This is a genomic window from Stenotrophomonas sp., from assembly GCF_032103445.1.
GTDB lineage: Bacteria > Pseudomonadota > Gammaproteobacteria > Xanthomonadales > Xanthomonadaceae > Stenotrophomonas.
Genome location: NZ_DAMDFR010000055.1, coordinates 1 through 17,406 on the forward strand (window position 1 = coordinate 1; position 17,406 = coordinate 17,406).

General features: G+C 66.7%; 14 protein-coding genes. 8 read left to right on the forward strand and 6 right to left on the reverse strand.

The annotated features are described in order from the left end of the window. The 4 genes from RT551_RS16315 to RT551_RS16330 form a co-directional block, all read right to left on the reverse strand. A partial coding sequence (locus tag RT551_RS16315; protein ID WP_313460585.1) for a phospholipase D family protein occupies positions 1-1,405 on the reverse strand: 1,405 nt, incomplete at its 3' end. Continuing rightward, a complete protein-coding gene (locus RT551_RS16320; protein WP_311193742.1) occupies positions 1,402-1,932 on the reverse strand; it encodes a YceI family protein in 531 nt (176 codons plus the stop codon). The genes RT551_RS16315 and RT551_RS16320, both read right to left, overlap by 4 nt. 99 nt (positions 1,933-2,031) lie before the next feature. Beyond that, positions 2,032-2,508, reverse strand: coding sequence for a histidine phosphatase family protein (locus RT551_RS16325; RefSeq protein WP_313460587.1), 477 nt, complete (start codon positions 2,506-2,508; stop codon positions 2,032-2,034). Between the two features lie 16 nt (positions 2,509-2,524). Next, positions 2,525-3,154, reverse strand: coding sequence for a ParA family protein (locus RT551_RS16330; RefSeq protein WP_313460589.1), 630 nt, complete (start codon positions 3,152-3,154; stop codon positions 2,525-2,527). A 133-nt stretch (positions 3,155-3,287) separates the two neighbouring features. Here RT551_RS16330 and RT551_RS16335 point away from each other — a divergent pair, with 133 nt between their 5' ends. Next, the gene (locus tag RT551_RS16335; RefSeq protein WP_313460590.1) at positions 3,288-4,775 is read left to right on the forward strand and encodes an AAA family ATPase; all 1,488 of its coding nucleotides are present in this window, start codon (positions 3,288-3,290) and stop codon (positions 4,773-4,775) included. Between the two features lie 7 nt (positions 4,776-4,782). Here the strand turns inward: RT551_RS16335 and RT551_RS16340 are convergent, their stop codons facing one another. After that, the gene (locus RT551_RS16340; protein WP_313460592.1) at positions 4,783-5,421 is read right to left on the reverse strand and encodes a tetratricopeptide repeat protein; all 639 of its coding nucleotides are present in this window, start codon (positions 5,419-5,421) and stop codon (positions 4,783-4,785) included. Between the two features lie 171 nt (positions 5,422-5,592). Here RT551_RS16340 and RT551_RS16345 point away from each other — a divergent pair, with 171 nt between their 5' ends. Next, positions 5,593-9,288, forward strand: a complete 3,696-nt coding sequence (locus RT551_RS16345; protein WP_313460594.1) for an indolepyruvate ferredoxin oxidoreductase family protein — start codon at positions 5,593-5,595, stop codon at positions 9,286-9,288. 102 nt (positions 9,289-9,390) lie between these two features. Here the strand turns inward: RT551_RS16345 and RT551_RS16350 are convergent, their stop codons facing one another. Then, positions 9,391-10,008 (reverse strand): DUF938 domain-containing protein, encoded by a 618-nt coding sequence (locus tag RT551_RS16350; RefSeq protein WP_313460596.1) that lies wholly within the window; start codon positions 10,006-10,008, stop codon positions 9,391-9,393. Between the two features lie 141 nt (positions 10,009-10,149). On the opposite strand from RT551_RS16350, the gene RT551_RS16355 reads away from it, so the two are divergent. Genes RT551_RS16355 through RT551_RS16380 form a run of 6 tightly spaced genes read left to right on the forward strand, consistent with a single transcriptional unit; the run spans position 10,150 to position 17,404 of the window. Continuing rightward, a complete protein-coding gene (locus RT551_RS16355) occupies positions 10,150-11,778 on the forward strand; it encodes a TldD/PmbA family protein (RefSeq protein WP_313460598.1) in 1,629 nt (542 codons plus the stop codon). Between the two features lie 23 nt (positions 11,779-11,801). After that, positions 11,802-13,436 (forward strand): TldD/PmbA family protein, encoded by a 1,635-nt coding sequence (locus tag RT551_RS16360; RefSeq protein ID WP_311193262.1) that lies wholly within the window; start codon positions 11,802-11,804, stop codon positions 13,434-13,436. 20 nt (positions 13,437-13,456) lie between these two features. Then, on the forward strand, positions 13,457-14,791 hold the full coding sequence (locus tag RT551_RS16365) for a TldD/PmbA family protein (RefSeq protein ID WP_313460601.1): 1,335 nt from the start codon (positions 13,457-13,459) through the stop codon (positions 14,789-14,791). A gap of 13 nt (positions 14,792-14,804) precedes the next feature. After that, the gene (locus RT551_RS16370) at positions 14,805-15,506 is read left to right on the forward strand and encodes a DUF4159 domain-containing protein (RefSeq protein WP_313460603.1); all 702 of its coding nucleotides are present in this window, start codon (positions 14,805-14,807) and stop codon (positions 15,504-15,506) included. A gap of 13 nt (positions 15,507-15,519) precedes the next feature. Further along, positions 15,520-16,506: a MoxR family ATPase gene (locus RT551_RS16375; protein WP_313460604.1), complete on the forward strand. Its 987-nt coding sequence runs from the start codon at positions 15,520-15,522 to the stop codon at positions 16,504-16,506. Between the two features lie 7 nt (positions 16,507-16,513). Continuing rightward, positions 16,514-17,404 (forward strand): DUF58 domain-containing protein, encoded by an 891-nt coding sequence (locus RT551_RS16380; RefSeq protein WP_313460605.1) that lies wholly within the window; start codon positions 16,514-16,516, stop codon positions 17,402-17,404. Positions 17,405-17,406 lie beyond the last annotated feature (2 nt).

Here is a 17,406-nt window from a genome sequence, read left to right on the forward strand (position 1 = left end):
CGCTGTAACCGCGGCTGCCACTGCTGCCACTGCTGCGCGCATTGCTGCCGGCGGCACTGCCACCGAGCAGGCTGCTGCGGCGCTCGCCGCTGGGCGGCACGCCGAGCGGGGCCGGCAGCAGGTTGCGGTAGTCCACCGGCGCGTTCAACGGGAACGGCTTGTACTCGTAGATGTTGAAGCCCAGCTCGCGCAGGTTGCGGCGCTTGTACTTGTAGGACAGCGCATACACGATCGGGTTGTCGGTGGCGGCGAGGCTGTTGGTCGACACCACCACACGCGGGGCCTGCTCGCGTGCGCGCAGCTCCTTGAACAGCTTTCGTGCCGGCTTGGACAGCACCAGGTACGGCGTCTGCAGCAGCACTTCGCGCTGCGCACTGGCAATCAGTGCATCCAGCTGCGGTTCGGTGACGTGCTGGCCGTTGGCCGGCTGGCTGGCGCGCTCGCGCCGATGCTTGCGCGGCAGGTCGGCGACGTATCGCACCGAGGCCACCGGTAACGCGGTATCGACGAAGGTGCGACGCACGTAGTCGGGATCGCTGGCCTCGTCGCTGACCTGGGCCACGCGTTCGGGGTGGCGGTAGTCCAGCGGCGGCATGGCCGGCGCGCCCTGAGTGAGCAGGGTGCGGCCGACGTCGTTGAGGCGCTCGGCCGGCACGCTGCGCGGCGCATGCCAGAACGCATCGAAGTTGACCGCCATCGCCCGCACTTCCGGGCCGGCGACCACCACGTCGCGGTCGCGGAAGTTGTATTCGCTGTCCCAGTCGTAATAGTCGTCCTGGTAGTTGCGCCCGCCGACCACGCCCAGTGCGTCGTCGATCACCAGCAGCTTGTTGTGCATACGCTGGTTGAAGCGGCGGAAACAGCACAGCACGCTGCCGGCGTAATCGAAGTAATTGAGCTTGGCCTTGCCGAAGGTCGGGTTGTACACCCGCAACTGGAAGTTCTGGTGGCTGCTGGCCAGCGCACCGAGGATCTGCAGGTCGGAGATGGCCGACAGCTGGTCGATCAGCACCCGCACCTTGACCCCGCGACGTGCGGCGGCCTGCAGCTCCTCCAGCACCAGCCGGGCGCTGTCGTCCTTGTCGAAAATGTAGGTCTGCAGGTCGATGCTGCGGGTGGCGCTGCGGATCAGGTTGATGCGCGCCACCAGCGAGGTTTCGCCTTCATCGAGGATGGTGGCGTAGTGGCGCGGGGTTTCCGGTGTGGACTCGGTAAAGGCCTGGCCGCCCAGCGCGCGCAGCGGCGAATCCTGCGCGCAGCGGTCGGGCCGGGTGCAGTCCACCTGCTGTGAGCGGGCCTGCGCAGCAACGCCGGCGGCGCGCTCGCGCTCGGCGCTGGACAGGGACGCACATCCGCTGCCCAGCAACACGGTTGCCAGCGCCAAGAGCCGCAGCAGCAGATTCACGGTTTGGCCGCCTCGGTGAGGCGGGCACGCAATACGAAGGTCACTCGATCACTCAGGGCAAGTTGCCAGCTGTCCATTCCATACCGGCCACGCTGCACGGTACCGCGGCTGACCACATCGCAATCATACCCGGCCCGGGGACAGGCCGCCGGTTCCACCTTCAGCACCTCGGGGTGCGAGACCCCGCGCAGGATCAGCCGGCCCTCGATGCCACCGCCCTTGTTGACCAGTTCCGGCCAGTAGGGCAGCGAATCGAACTCGACCACCGGGTAGCGGTCGGCGTCGAAGAACTCCTCGCCACGCATCCAGCCGGTGTAGCGGGCCTTGCCGGGAATTTCCACGTAGCGGCTGAACATCCGCAGATGGACCTGGTGGCGGCCGTCCGGCAGGACGTCCACCCGCCCTTCAAAGCGCGGAAACACCCCTTCGATGCGCTGGCCCAGGCGGGTGCGGATCTCGAAGCCGAAGTGCGAACGTGCCGTGTCCACCGCCAGCACCTGTTGCGGGGGCTGGGCGGCGGCGGCGATGGGATTGGGCGGCGAGGCGGGAACGGGCGGTTCAGCAAACGTGGTACCCGCCGCCAACCCAAGCAGACAGCCCAATCCGATCTGTACTGCTTTCACGGCTTACGGCCACCAGAACTGGGTCAGCTTCGCCACTCCGGGCTCGATGGCGGCCTCTCGGTCGAACTGCAGCACGGCAATGCCGGCTGGCGGCATGCCGCGGTACTCGCTGGTGCTGCCTTCGGTCATGAACGCCACAAGCTGCTCCAGGCCCGGGTTGTGTCCCACGACCAGCAGACGATCGACTTCGGCGTACTTGTCGATCAGGCTGATCAGCGCGCCCGGGGTGGCGTCGTAGATGTCATCGTCGAGTTTCTTCTCCACATACCCGGTGACACCCAGAACGGCTTCAAGGGTCTCGCGGGTGCGGCGTGCCGGTGAGCACAGGATGCAATCGGGCATGACGCCCTTTTCCTTCAACCATCTGCCAGCTGCCTCGGCTTCGGCCAGCCCGACCGCCGACAGCGGACGGTCGAGGTCCTCCTGGCCGGTAGCGGGAGGTTCTGCATGGGCGTGGCGCAGCAATATCAGTTCTCGCATAGGGATTCCTTGTGGATCAGTCTTGCTTCAGCCACTGCAGCAGTGGCTCCCAGTCACTCTGGTGCTCGCGCACCTGCGCGGAGCGGTAATCGAAGACGCTGCGGCCCAGCCCGGTCATGACCACATAGCCCTGGGTGTCGCGCAGCTGCGCCACCACCGGGTAGGGCCAATCGGCCAGCATGTTCAGGGCCTGCTGCGAGGTCTGGGTCCACGGCTTGGTGCGGTTGAGCACCAGCCCCACCGGCAGCTTGCGCTTGTGGACCCGGGGCACCTTGGCCAGGCTGTTGAGGAAGCCGACGATGGCCTCGATGTCCAGCGCGGACGGCAGCACCGGCACCACCACGGCGTCGGCCACGTCGAGAAAGGCCTCCAGCTCACCGGCCTGCGCGCCGGCCGGGGCGTCGATGATCAGCACTTCGGTGTCATCGGGCACCTTCTTGAGGCCCTTCTTGCCGGTGGCCTCGATCGGCAGCACGGCGCTTTCCAGCCCGGCGCGGCGCTCAGCCCATCGGGTACTGGACCCCTGCGGGTCGGCGTCGGCCAGAACGGTCCGTTTGCCGGCCAGGGCGGCAGAGGCCGCCAGATGGGTGGCGACAGTGGTTTTACCCACGCCACCCTTGGAACCGGCGACCAGGATCGTCTTCATGCACGCCTCGCTTCCGATGGGGAACCTGGCTTGAGCGTACACCGGTGCCCGTGACGGAGATAGTCGCGCGGCTGAACCTCGTCCCCGTTGCTGCGCTTTGCTATCGTGCGCGATCCAAAGGAATGCAGGCCCCATGAGCGAGCTACAGGACCTGAGCGCACTGATCCGCGCCAATACGCCGTTGATTGTGATCGAGACCCAGGACGAGGGCCGGGTGGTGGAACTGTTCCGCCAGACCCTGATGCACGTATGGCGGGCCCTGCACCGCTGGTCGATCACCGAGGGCCTGCGCCGGATCGACATGGACAAGGAGGACGACGCCATTGGCCCGCCCGACGCCAGTTCCGCGCTGCAGATGATCCGCCAGGCCGAGCAGCGCGGCATCTACCTGCTGCTCGATTTCCACCCCTACCTGGGCTATGCCAGCCACCAGCGCGCGCTGCGTGACCTGGTCCAGCGCCGCCACTGCGAAGCGCATGTACTGGTGCTGGTGGGGGCCAAGGTGGAGCTGCCGGCCGAGCTGGAAGCACTGGCCACCCGCTTCAACCCGCGCCTGCCCGACCTCAACGCGCTGCTGAAGATGCTGCGCGAAGAAGCCGCCACCTATGCCCGTGAGAACGGTGGCAAGCGGGTGGAGGTAGATAATGAAGCCGTGCAGCTGATCCTGCGCAACCTGCGCGGGCTGAGCATGGTCGACGCGCGCCGGATTGCCCGCCAGCTGATCTTCGCCGATGGCGCGCTGAGCCAGGATGACCTGCCGCAGCTGGCCCGGTTGAAGTTCGAACTGCTCAACCGTGCCGGGCACCTGCACTACGAGTACGACACCACCCGCTTTGCCGACGTGGCCGGGGCCAACCGGCTCAAGCGCTGGGTCAACCAGCGCCGCTCGATCTTCCTGGGCGGTTCGGCCGGTACCGCCGGCCTGGACCCGCCCAAGGGCATGCTGCTGCTGGGCGTGCAGGGCTGCGGCAAATCCATGCTGGCCAAGGCTACCGCCGCCGGTTTCGGGGTACCGCTGCTGCGCCTGGACTTCGGCAGCCTGTATGACAAGTTCCATGGCGAGACGGAGAAGAACCTGCGCCAGGCGCTGACCTCGGCCGAGCAGCTGGCTCCGTGCGTGCTGTGGATCGACGAGATCGAGAAAGGCCTGGCCAGCGGGGGCGAAGACGGTGGCGTCTCGCGCCGCGTGCTGGGATATCTGCTGACCTGGCTGGCAGAGCGGAAGGAACCGGTGTTCATCGTGGCCACCGCCAACCAGGTGCATGAGCTGCCGGCCGAACTGCTGCGCAAGGGCCGCTTCGACGAGATCTTCTTTGTTGACCTGCCCGATGCCAACACCCGCGTGGACCTGCTGCGCCTGCACCTGGGCCGCCGCCAGCTCAACGCCGACGACTTCGCGCTGCCGGCGCTGGCCGCCGCCAGTGACGGGTTCTCCGGTGCGGAGATCGAACAGGCGGTGGTGTCAGGGCTCTACGCGGCGCATGCGGAAGAACGCGTGCTCGACACCGACCTGCTGATGCAGGAAATCCGCAACAGCCGGCCGTTGTCGGTGCTGATGGCCGAACAGGTGAGCGCCCTGCGCGACTGGGCACGCGGGCGCACGGTCAGCGCCGACGGTTGATACCCGGTTACGGCCAGGCCGGCGGATTGGTCGCCCAGGCCTGCTGCACTTCGGCCAGCGTGGCGCGCTCGCTGTCACGCCAGGTCGGCAGCTGCTGCGCATAGCCGGCGCTGCTGCTCCACTGCTGCGGCTCGGTGCGCACGGCGGCGGCATACCACTTCACCGCTTCGTCCTTGCGGCCCTGCGTCCACAGCGCCAGCGCCAGCGTCGGCGGCACCCACGAGGGATTGCCACGCATGCCGGCCTGGGCGTCGTGCCAAGCGCTCAGTGCGCCGTCGATGTTGCCGGAGCGGTACAGATCCCAGCCCTTGTTCCAGCGCACCATGCGGCCGGGGAGCGAATTGGCACCTGCCTCTTTTTCAGCTTCGATGTACAGCTGCGCACCCAGCTCTGGCCGGCCCTGCGCGTACGCCACGCTGGCCAGCTGCACGGTGGCGTCCAGCGCCTTGCGACCACGTTCGCGCTGTTTCGCCAATTGATCGACCAGATCAGGGGCATCAGCCGCCACCACCTGCGGTGCGGCCGCAGCGGTATCGTCATCGAAGTAGAACTCCTGCAGTGTCGGCAACGATTGCGCTGCCACCCCGAACACTGCCATCCCCGCCGCCAGCACCATGCTGGACAGCACATTTCTTGCCACTGCCATACATTTTCCCCCAGGTTGTCACACAACCTCCCTCCCCGATCCTAACCGCAGAACGCGCCCGGATGCGACCCCTTGGGGTCATGAAAAGTGTGGAAATTGCGTCACTGTTACAATCCGCACCTTTCCGGTCGCCTCTGAAGCGGCCGTGCCAGCCGTCATTCCGGGCCAGCCATGACCAGTACCGCCGAACTCACCTCGCCCTCGTCCGCCAACCAGCCCGGCGTGCTGGATGACAGCTACACGCTGGACCACAAGTACACCCGTACCGATGGCCGCATCTACCTGAGCGGGGTGCAGGCGCTGGTCCGCCTGCCGCTGATGCAGCAGCTGCGCGACCAGGCCGCCGGCCTGGACACCGCCGGCTTCATCAGTGGCTATCGCGGCAGCCCGCTGGGCGGCTTCGACCTGGAACTGTGGCGGGCGCGCAAGCACCTGGAAGCGGCCAAGGTGAAGTTCACCCCGGGCCTGAATGAGGACCTCGGGGCCACCATGGTCTGGGGCACCCAGCAGACCAACCTGTTCCCCGGGGCCAAGGTCCAGGGCGTGTATGGCATGTGGTACGGCAAGGGCCCGGGCGTGGACCGCTGCGGCGACGTGTTCAAGCACGCCAACGCGGCCGGCACCTCGGTGCATGGCGGCGTGCTGGCGCTGGCCGCCGACGACCATGCCTGCCGCAGCTCGACCCTGCCGCACGGCAGCGAAGATGAGTTCGTCAGCGCGATGATGCCGGTGCTCAACCCGGCCGGCGTGCAGGACATCCTCGACATGGGCCTGCTCGGCTGGGCGATGAGCCGCTATACCGGGCGCTGGATCGGCTTCAAGACCATTGCCGAAACGGTGGAATCTTCGGCCTCGGTGCAGGTCGACCCGTTCGCACGTCGCATCGTGCTGCCGGAAGATTTCGAGATGCCGGCCGGTGGCCTCAACATCCGCTGGCCCGACCCGCCGCTGGACCAGGAGATGCGCCTGCACCGTTATGCGGTGAAGGCCGCACAGGCGTTTGCCCGCGCCAACCAGATCGACCGCATCGTGATGGACTCGCCGCGCGCGCGGCTGGGCATCGTCACCACCGGCAAGAGCTATCTGGACGTGCTGCAGGCGCTGGAGTACCTGGGCCTGGACGAGCGCGCCTGCGCCGACATCGGCATCCGCGTGTACAAGGTCGGCATGACCTGGCCGCTGGAGCCGGTGGGCATCGCGCGCTTCGCCGAAGGGCTGGAAGACATCGTGGTGGTGGAGGAGAAGGGGGCCTTCATCGAGCGCCAGATGAAGGAACAGTTCTACAACTGGCCGGCCAGTGCCGGTCCGCGTCCGTCCATCGTCGGCAAGTACGACGAACAGGGCCAATGGATCCTGCCGTCGACCAACGAGCTGACCCCGGCCACCATTGCCGGGGTGATCGGCCGACGCATCCAGCGTTTCTTCAGCAACGAATCGATCGAGCAGCGCCTGCGCTGGATGGATGCCAAGGAAGCCGAGCTTGCGCTGCCGCGCGCCAGCTTCCCACGCGTGCCGCACTACTGCTCCGGTTGCCCGCACAACACCTCCACCCGCGTGCCGGAAGGCTCGCGCGCGCTGGGCGGCATTGGGTGCCATTACATGGTGACCTGGATGGACCGCAGCACCGACACCTTCACCCACATGGGCGGCGAAGGTGTCACCTGGGCGGGCCAGGCAGCATTCACCGATACCGAGCACGTATTCCAGAACCTGGGCGATGGCACCTATTTCCACAGTGGCTCGTTGGCGATCCGCCAGGCGATCGCCGCCGGGGTCAACATCACCTACAAGATCCTCTACAACGACGCGGTGGCGATGACCGGCGGGCAGCCGGTGGACGGCACCCTGACCGTGCCGCAGATCGCCCACCAGATGCGCGCTGAAGGCGTGCAGACCATCATGCTGGTCAGCGATGAGATCGGTAAATGGAACAAGCGCGAGCTGTTCCCCGAGGGTGTGGAGTTCTTTGACCGCGCCGAGCTGGACGCCGTGCAGAAGCAGCTGCGCGAGGTCAAGGGCACCAGCATCCTGATCTACGAACAGACCTGCGCCACTGAAAAGCGCCGCCGTCGCAAGCGCGGCAAGCTGGTCGACCCGCCCAAGCGGGTGGTGGTCAATTCCTTGGTCTGCGAAGGCTGCGGCGACTGCGGCAAGAAGAGCTTCTGCGTGTCGGTGCTGCCGAAGGAAACCGAATTCGGGCGCAAGCGCGACATCGACCAGTCCAACTGCAACAAGGACTATTCCTGCACCACCGGCTTCTGCCCCAGCTTCGTCACCGTGCACGGCGGTACGCCGCGCAAGGGCGCGCGCCGCGACGGCAGCGCGCTGCTGGACAACCTGCCGGCCCCGGTGTTCCGCAGCACCCTGGAACAGCCTTGGAACATCCTGATCACCGGCGTCGGCGGCACCGGCGTGGTGACCATCGGCGCGCTGCTGGGCATGGCCGGGCATCTGGAAGGCAAGGGCGCGACCGTGCTGGACCAGACCGGCTTGGCGCAGAAGGGCGGCGCGGTAACCACGCATATCCGCATCGCGCGCAAGCCAGCGGACATCCATGCGGTGCGCATTGCCGCCGGCGAAGCCGACCTGGTGGTGGGCTGCGACATGGTGGTGGTGAACGACTACTGGGCGTTGTCGAAAGTACGCGCCGAGCGTTCGCAGGTGGTGCTCAATACCTATGAAGCGATGCCGGGCACCTTCACCACCCGCCCGGACATGCAGTTCCCGGCCGCCGACATCATTGCCGGCATCCGCGTGGCGCTGGGCGGCCGTGATCCGCTGCTGCTGGACGCCACCCAGCTGGCGACCGCGCTGCTGGGCGATGCCATTGCGTCCAACCTGTTCATTCTGGGCTACGCCTGGCAGCAGGGCCTGGTGCCGATCTCGTTCGAGGCGCTGATGCGCGCGATCGAGCTCAACGGTGCCGCCGTGGCGATGAACCAGCAGGCGTTCGCCTGGGGCCGTCTGGCCGCCGTGGACCCGCAGGCGGTGCAGCAGGCGGCCGGGCTGGTGCGCAACGGCCATACCGATGCCGAGCGTACCCCTGGCCCGCTGCACGACTTGCCCCCGGGTGAGTGGGAAGGCAATGAGTGGGGTGCCAACGCGGCTCCACGCAACACCGGCGACGAGCGCGAGCTGCGCGGCCTGCCCGGTCGTGCCGGCCAGGGCGATGTGGCGTTCCTGCCGCTGGACGACGAACGCCTGTCGCGCTCGCTGGATGAGCTGATTGACCGCCGCGTGCGTTTCCTCACCGACTACCAGGATGCCGCCTATGCCGCACGCTACCGTGCGCTGGTGGACAAGGTGCGCGCAGCCGAGTGGGACAAGGCCGGCAGCACCGCGCTGACCGAAACCGTGGCGCGCTACTACTTCAAGCTGATGGCCTACAAGGACGAGTATGAAGTGGCCCGCCTGTACACCAGCGGCGAGTTCCAGCGCCGCCTGCAGCAGCAGTTCGAGGGCGATTTCGAGGTCCGCTTCCATCTGGCCCCGCCGCTGTTCGCCAAGAAGGACGAGCAGGGCCGGCTGATCAAGCAGGAATACGGGCCGTGGATGATGAAGGCGTTCGGCCTGCTGGCGAAGCTGAAGTTCCTGCGCGGCGGCACCTTCGATGTGTTCGGGCGCACCGAGGAGCGGCGCGGCGAGCGCCAGCTGATCGAGGACTACGCACGCACCGTGGACGAGCTGCTGGCCGGGCTGGACGATGACCGGGTGGCGCTGGCGGTGGAGATTGCCAGCATTCCCGAACACATTCGTGGCTACGGGCACGTCAAGGAAGCACACCTGCACAGTGCCAAGGCGCGGGAAGCCGCCCTCCTGGCCCAGTGGCGGAACCCGAAGGCGCTGCATATCGTGCAAGTGGCTTGAGTCCGGTTGGGTTGCCGATGACGCGCATGGCGCGTCACTACGGGTGCCGGGTCTGCTGCGTGTAGGGACACGCCATGCGTGTCCGCGTGGTGCCGGCCGCGTTCAGCGCCGCCACACCCGCAAACGATTGTTGGCCGGCATCGCCACATCGTCAATCAACACCAGGCCCTGCGCCGAAGCCAATGCATCCACGGCTTCGACATCGCGGATGCCCGAGGCCGGGTCGCGGTCCTTCAACCACGCATCGAAGGTCCGGTTGCTGTCGCTGGTGTATTCCCCGCCGTAATTGAACGGCCCGTACACACACAGCAATGCCCCCGGGGCCATCACCGCCGGCAGCCCGGCGAACAGGGCCTGCACGTGCGCCCAGCTCATGATGTGCAGTGTGTTGGCGCTGTACACCACATCGAAGCGCCCCGCGTCGGCCGGCCACGGGGCCAGCCCGGGCTGCGGCTCCAGCACCGCCTGCAGCGGCCACGGTGGCGGCGCGTTGGGCAGCGCGGCCTCGGCCAGGCGCTCGGCAATGCCGGGCAGGTAATCGGGGTGGTCGCTGGCCTGCCACTGCAGATGCGGCAGCTGGCTGGCAAAGTACGCGGCGTGCTGCCCGGTGCCGCTGCCGATCTCCAGCACCCGCTGTCGGTCCTGCAGATGCGGGCGCAGCACCGCCAGGATCGGGTCGCGGTTGCGCTCGCAGGCCTCGGACCATCGCTGTTGGGTCATGTCAGTTGCAGATTGTGGTCACAGCGCACATCCAACCATGACCGGAGTCACTTGTGCCACTCCGGGCGCTCCCCTGACAGTCGAGGACTTGTCCAAGGTTGACGGCTTTGGCCCGAAACCGCTGCTGGGGAACCGCCTGCTGTGCAACGTCGTGAGTTTCTGACCCTGTCTGGGATGGGCCTGGCCGGCCTGATGCTGCCGCATGCGCGGCTGATCGCTGCCGAGCAACTGCTGGAGCCGGGTGATGTGGGCCGCAGGAAGGTGCTGGCCGAGGCCGCCCTGGCCGCCGCCAAGCGCGCCGGGGCCAGCTACTGCGACGTGCGCATCGGCCGTTACCTCAACCAGGCGGTGATCACCCGCGAGGCGCAGGTACAGAACGTCACCAACAGCGAATCGTCGGGCATCGGCATCCGGGTGATCGTCAACGGAGCCTGGGGCTTCGCCGCCACCCGCGAGCAGACCCCGGCCGCCGTACTGGCGGCGGTCAACCAAGCCGCGGCCATCGCCCGCGCCAACGCCACCCTGCAGACCAAGCCGGTGCAACTGGCCCCGGTCAAGGGCGTGGGCGAGGTCAGCTGGAAGACCCCGATCCGCAAGAACGCCATGGCCGTGCCGGTGCAGGAAAAGGTGGACCTGCTGCTCAGCCTGAACGCCGCAGCCCTGAACGCCGGCGCGAACTTCATCAATTCCACCCTGTTCCTGGTCAACGAGCAGAAGTACTTCGCCTCCAGCGACGGCTCCTTCATCGACCAGGACGTGCACCGCATCTGGCTGCCGTTCACCGCCACCGCCATCGACAAGGCCAGCGGCAAGTTCCGCACCCGTGCCGGGCTGTCCTCGCCGATGGGCATGGGCTACGAATTCCTGGACGGCGACGCCAGCGGCAAGATCGCCCTGCCCGGCGGCATCACCGCCTACCGCGACTCCTACGACCCGGTCGAGGATGCCATCGCCGCCGCGCGCCACGCCCGCGAGAAACTCAAGGCTCCGTCTGTGAAGCCGGGCAAGTATGACCTGGTCCTGGACCCGTCGAACCTGTTCCTGACCATCCACGAAAACGTCGGCCACCCGCTGGAGCTGGACCGCGTGCTGGGCTACGAGGCCAACTACGCCGGCACCAGCTTCGCCACCCTGGACAAGCGCGACGCCGGCTACCGCTGGGGCAGCGAGCGGGTCAACTTCTTTGCCGACAAGACCTCGCCCGGCAGCCTGGGTGCAGTGGGCTACGACGACGAAGGGGTCAAGACCAAGCGCTGGGACCTGGTCAAGGACGGCATCCTGGTCAACTACCAGGCCACCCGCGATGAGGTGCATCTGCTGGGCGAGAACGAATCGCATGGCTGCAGCTATGCCGACTCGTGGTCCAGCGTGCAGTTCCAGCGCATGGCCAATGTCTCGCTGGCTCCGGGCAAAACCCCGCTGAGCGTGGCCGACATGATCAAGGACGTGGAGAACGGCATCTACATCCACGGCCGTGGCTCGTATTCCATCGACCAGCAGCGCTTCAACGCACAGTTCGGCGGCCAGTTGTACTTCCAGATCAAGAACGGCCAGATCGCCGGCATGGTCGAGGACGCCGCGTACCAGATCCGCACGCCGGAGTTCTGGAACGCCTGCAGTGCGATCTGCGACGAGCGCGACTTCCGCTTCGGCGGCTCCTTCTTCGACGGCAAGGGACAGCCCGGGCAGGTTTCGGCGGTCTCGCACGGTTCGTCGACCACACGATTTGATGGCATCAACATCATCAACACCGCGCGAAGCCTGGGCTGAGTGCGATCACACGGAGAACTGCCTTGCAAAGACGTGATTTTCTTGCCCTGACAGGGCTTACCGCAGGCGGCCTGATCGTGCCGTCGTTCTTCGGCAAGGTGATCGCCGCCGAGCAGCTGCAGAGCACGCTCGACCCGGCGCTGAAGAAGCGCTTGGCCGACGCCGCCCTGGCCGCTGCCCGCCAGGGCGGAGCCACCTACTGCGACGTGCGAATCGGCCGCTACCTGCGCCAGTTCGTGATCACCCGCGAAGACAAGGTGCAGAACGTGGTCAACACCGAATCCACCGGTGTCGGCATCCGCGTGATCGTCAACGGCGCGTGGGGCTTTGCCGCCACCAACCAGCTTGGCCCAGGCGATGTGGCCAAGGCCGCGCAGCAGGCGGTAGCCATCGCCAAGGCCAATGCCGGCGTGCAGACCGCCCCGGTCCAGCTGGCTGCCACCCCAGGCGTGGGCGAGGTGAGCTGGAAGACCCCGATCCGCAAGAATGCGATGGAAGTGCCGATCAAGGACAAGGTCGAGCTGCTGCTGGACGTCAATGCCGCTGCGATCGGGGCGGGTGCCAGCTTCGTCAATTCGATGCTGTTCCTGGTCAACGAGCAGAAGTACTTCGCCTCCACCGACGGTTCCTACATCGACCAGGACGTGCACCGCATCTGGGCCCCGATGACGGTCACCGCCATCGACAAGGCCAGCGGCAAGTTCCGTACCCGCGACGGGCTGTCCTCGCCGATGGGCATGGGCTATGAATATCTGGATGGCGCAGCCGCCGGCAAAGTGCTGACCCCGAACGGCGTGGTGAATTACGGTTCGTCCTACGACATGAAGGAAGACGCCATCGCCGCCGCCAAGCAGGCGCAGGAGAAGCTGAAGGCTCCGTCGGTGAAGCCCGGCAAGTACGACCTGGTGCTCGACCCGTCGCACACCTGGCTGACCATCCACGAGTCGGTGGGTCACCCGCTGGAACTGGACCGCGTGCTCGGCTACGAGGCCAACTACGCCGGCACCAGCTTCGCCACCCTGGACAAGCGCGAACAGCGCTTCCAGTATGGCAGCGACCTGGTCAACATCTTCGCCGACAAGACCCAACCGGGCAGCCTCGGCGCGGTCGCCTACGACGACGAAGGCGTCAAGACCAAGCGCTGGGATCTGATCAGCAACGGCAAGCTGGTGGACTACCAGACCATCCGCGACCAGGCGCACATTCTGGGCAAGACCGAATCGGACGGCTGCTGCTATGCCGACTCGTGGTCCAGCGTGCAGTTCCAGCGCATGGCCAATGTGTCGATGGCCCCGGGCAAGACCCCGCTGAGCGTGGCCGACATGATCAAGGACGTCGAGAACGGCATCTACATCATCGGCGACGGCTCGTTCTCGATCGACCAGCAGCGTTACAACGCCCAGTTCGGCGGACAGCTGTTCTACGAGATCAAGAACGGCCAGATCACCCGCATGATCGAGGACGTGGCGTACCAGATCCGCACGCCGGAATTCTGGAACGCCTGTGTGGCCGTGGCCGATGAGCGCGACTACCGCCTGGGCGGTTCGTTCTTTGACGGCAAAGGCCAGCCGGGCCAGGTCTCGGCGGTCTCGCACGGTTCGTCCACCGCCCGCTTCAACGGCATCAACGTCATCAATACCGCCCGCAGCCTCGGCTGACCGGTCAGGAGCCCCTATACATGAGTATCTTCACCGAAGCCCAGGCCAAGGCCATCCTCGACAAGGTCATCAAGCTGTCGAAGGCCGACGAGTGCACCGCCGCGCTGGCCGGCAACCTGAAGGGCAACATCCGCTTCGCGCTCAACAACGTTTCCACCAGCGGCATCGTGGATGACACCGAACTGGCCGTCACCGTGGCCTTCGGCAAGCGCGTGGGCACCGCCTCGATCAACGAGTTCGACGACGCCGCGCTGGAACGCGTGGTCCGCCGCGCCGAAGACCTGGCCCGCCTGGCCCCGGAGAACCCGGAGTTCATGCCGGCCATCGGCAAGCAGACCTACAAGGCCAGCCCGACCTTCAGCGAATCCACTGCGGCCATCGATCCGGCGTTCCGCGCCAAGGTCGCCGCCGATTCGATCGCGCCATGCCGTGGCAATGGTCTGATTGCCGCCGGCTTCCTCGAGGACAGCCAGGGCTTCTACGCCACCGCCAACAGCAATGGCAACTTCGCCTATCAGCGCGCCACCGCCTTCGACTACACCTGCACCGTGCGTACCGAGGACGGCCGTGGCTCGGGCTGGGTCGGTCGCAACCTGAAGGACGCGGCCGACTTCAAGGCCGACCAGGACGTGCGCATCGCCATGCGCAAGGCCACCGAATCGGCGGAAGCCAAGGCGCTGGAGCCGGGCAAGTACACGGTGATCCTGGAGCCGGCGGCGGCCGCCGGTCTGATCAGCTTCATGATGAACTTCTTCAGCGCGCGCTCGGCCGACGAAGGCCGCAGCTTCCTGTCCAAGAAGGGTGGCGGCAACAAGCTGGGCGAGCAGGTCTACGACCCGCGCGTGAACATGTACGCCGACCCGTGGCACCCGGATGCGCCGGTGCTTCCGTGGGACAACGAAGGTCTGCCGCGCGAGCGCCTGGCGATCATCGAGAACGGCAAGGTCGCCAACCTGGACTACTCGCGCTTCTGGGCGCAGAAGCAGGGCAAGACCGCCAAGGCGAGCCCGGGCAACCTGCTGATGAGCGGCGGCGACAAGAGCACGGCTGAACTGGTGCGTGGCACCCAGAAGGGCATCCTGGTCACCCGCACCTGGTACATCCGCATGGTCGACCCGCAGACCGTGCTGCTGACCGGCCTGACCCGCGACGGCACCTTCTACATCGAGAACGGCCAGATCAAGCATCCGGTGAAGAACTTCCGCTTCAACGAATCGCCGGTGATCATGCTCAACAACATTGAAGAGCTGGGCAAGCCGGTGCGCGTCGCCGGTGACGAGTCCAGCTTCGTGATGATGATTCCGCCGATGAAGCTGCGCGACTTCACCTTCACCTCGCTGTCCGACGCGGTCTGATGACCGCTCCGGCATGAACCGGGCGCAGTTCCTGCGCCTGATGTTGGGCGGTGCCGCGTGGGCGGCACTGCCCTCGTTCGCCCGCGCCCAGGCCGGGCGTTACGACTTCTGGTTCACCCGCCTGAAGTACGACTCCGGCGACTGGGACGTGGACGCACGCATGCCGTCCAATGTGATCACCTCGCTGATCGACTACACCACGCTGCGCGTGGACCCGACCGAACATGTCATCGCGCTGTCGGACCCGCGCATGCTGGAAGCACCCTTCTGCTATCTGGCCGGGCACAAGCTGGTGGAGTTCAACGCCGCCGAGCGGCAGAACTTCGTGCGCTATGTGCGCAACGGCGGGTTTGTGTTCGTGGATGACTGCAACCACGATATTGATGGTTTGTTCGCCAAATCGTTCGAGGCGCAGATGGCGAAGTTGTTCGGGCCTTCGGCGTTGAAGAAGCTGCCGAACAATCATGCGCTGTATCAGAGCTTCTTCCGGTTTCCCGACGGGCCGCCGGCCACGGGCTTCGAGCTCAATGGCTGGGGTGACGACCTGGTGCACGACTATCTGAAGGGCATCGAGGTGGATGGGCGGCTGGGTGTGTTGTACAGCAACAAGGATTACGGTTGCGAATGGGATTACGACTGGCGCAACAAGCGGTTTTTGGCTGAGGACAACACGAAGTTCGCGGTCAATATCGTGATGTATGCGTTGAACAATTAGATACGGGTACCCAATGAATACCGACAGCCGGATTGATGATCTCCTGCCCAAGCTGCAGCCGTTGCGCGAGGCACTGGGGCAGGCCGTGGTGGGCCAGCACGCCGTCGTCGAGCAGCTGCTGATCGGCCTGTTGGCCGGTGGCCATGTGCTGCTGGAAGGCGCGCCGGGGCTGGGCAAGACCCTGCTGGTGCGCTCGCTGGGCCAGGCGCTGGAGCTGCAGTTCCGGCGCGTGCAGTTCACCCCTGACCTGATGCCCAGCGACATCCTGGGCACCGAGCTGCTGGAGGAAGACCACGGCACCGGGCATCGACATTTCCGCTTCCAGCAGGGCCCGATCTTCACCAACCTGCTGCTGGCCGACGAGCTCAATCGCACCCCGCCCAAGACCCAGGCAGCACTGCTGGAGGCGATGCAGGAACGCACCGTCAGCTACGCCGGCACCACCTACGCCCTGCCCGCGCCGTTCTTCGTGCTGGCCACGCAGAACCCGATCGAGCAGGCCGGCACCTACCCGCTGCCCGAAGCGCAGCTGGACCGCTTTCTGCTGCATGTGCGGGTGGACTACCCGACCGAGCAGGAAGAACACGACATCCTGGTACAGACCACCGGCAGCGCCAGCGCCAAGGTACCGAAGGTACTGGAGGCAGACGACGTACTGGCCCTGCAGGCGGCGGTACGCCAGGTGCACGTGAGCGAAGACGTGCTGGCCTGGATCACCCGGCTGGTTCGCGCCAGCCGCCCCGGGGAAGGTGCGCCGCAGGCGGTGAACCACTGGATCAAGTGGGGGGCCGGCCCGCGCGCCGGACAGTCGCTGGTGCTGGCGGCCAAGGCGCGTGCGCTGCTGCAGGGGCGATTCGCCGCCACCCGCGACGACGTGCAGGCGCTGATCGCGCCGGTGATGCGTCACCGCGTGCTGCTTTCGTTCGCCGCTGAAGCCGAACAGAAAAGCGCGGACGATGTGATCGCCGCACTGCTGCAGGCCGTGCCGTTCCCCGCCTGAGAACGTGGTGATCACGCACGCCCCGATCGCGATTCCGGCCGACGTCCGCAGCCGCCTGAAGGCGCTGCGGCTGCTGCCACGGCGTGCCAGCGGCGCGCAGGGCATCGGCCAGCATGCCAGCCGCAGCCGCGGGGCCGGGTTGGAGTTCGCGCAGTACCGGGCGTACGAGCCCGGCGACGAGCTGCGCCAGATCGACTGGAAACTGTACGCGCGCTCGGACCGCTTCTTCGTGCGCGAGTCCGAACGCGAAAGCCCGGTCACCGTGTGGATGCTGGTGGATGCCACCGCATCGGCGGGCCAGCGCGACCGCGCAGATCCCGAGCGCACGCGCCTGGACCACATCAAAGCAACCGCCGCGTGTGTGGTCGAGCTGGCCCTGCAGCAGGGCGACCGCTTCGGGCTGATCGCAGTCAACGGCGACGGCGTGCAGGTGGTACCCGCCAGCAGCGGTGCGCGCCAGCGCGACCGCATCCATCTGCTGCTGCATCGCCTGCATGCGCAGGGCGGCTGGCCCGCCGCGGAGGCCCTGCGTCCGGTCTGGGAACGCGTACAGTCCACCGACCTGCTGGTTGCCCTCGGCGACGGCTTCGACGAGGCCGGCACCGTCCTGCTTGAGCGTTTGGCCGCCGCCCGCCGTGACGTGATGCAGGTGCAGATCCTGACGGCGGACGAGCGCGATTTTCCGTTCACCGATGGGCATCGTTTCCGCGACCCGGAGAGCGGCGAGGAGCTGCTGGGCGACGGTCGTGCGATCCGCGCCGACTACCTGGCCCGCTTCACCGAAGCGCAGGCGGTGCTGCAGGCGCGTCTGCAGCGGGGCGGGATTGCCCACGTGGTGACCCATACCGACCAGCCGCTGGATGCGCCGCTGCGCCAGCTGGCCGGGAGCGCGCGATGAGC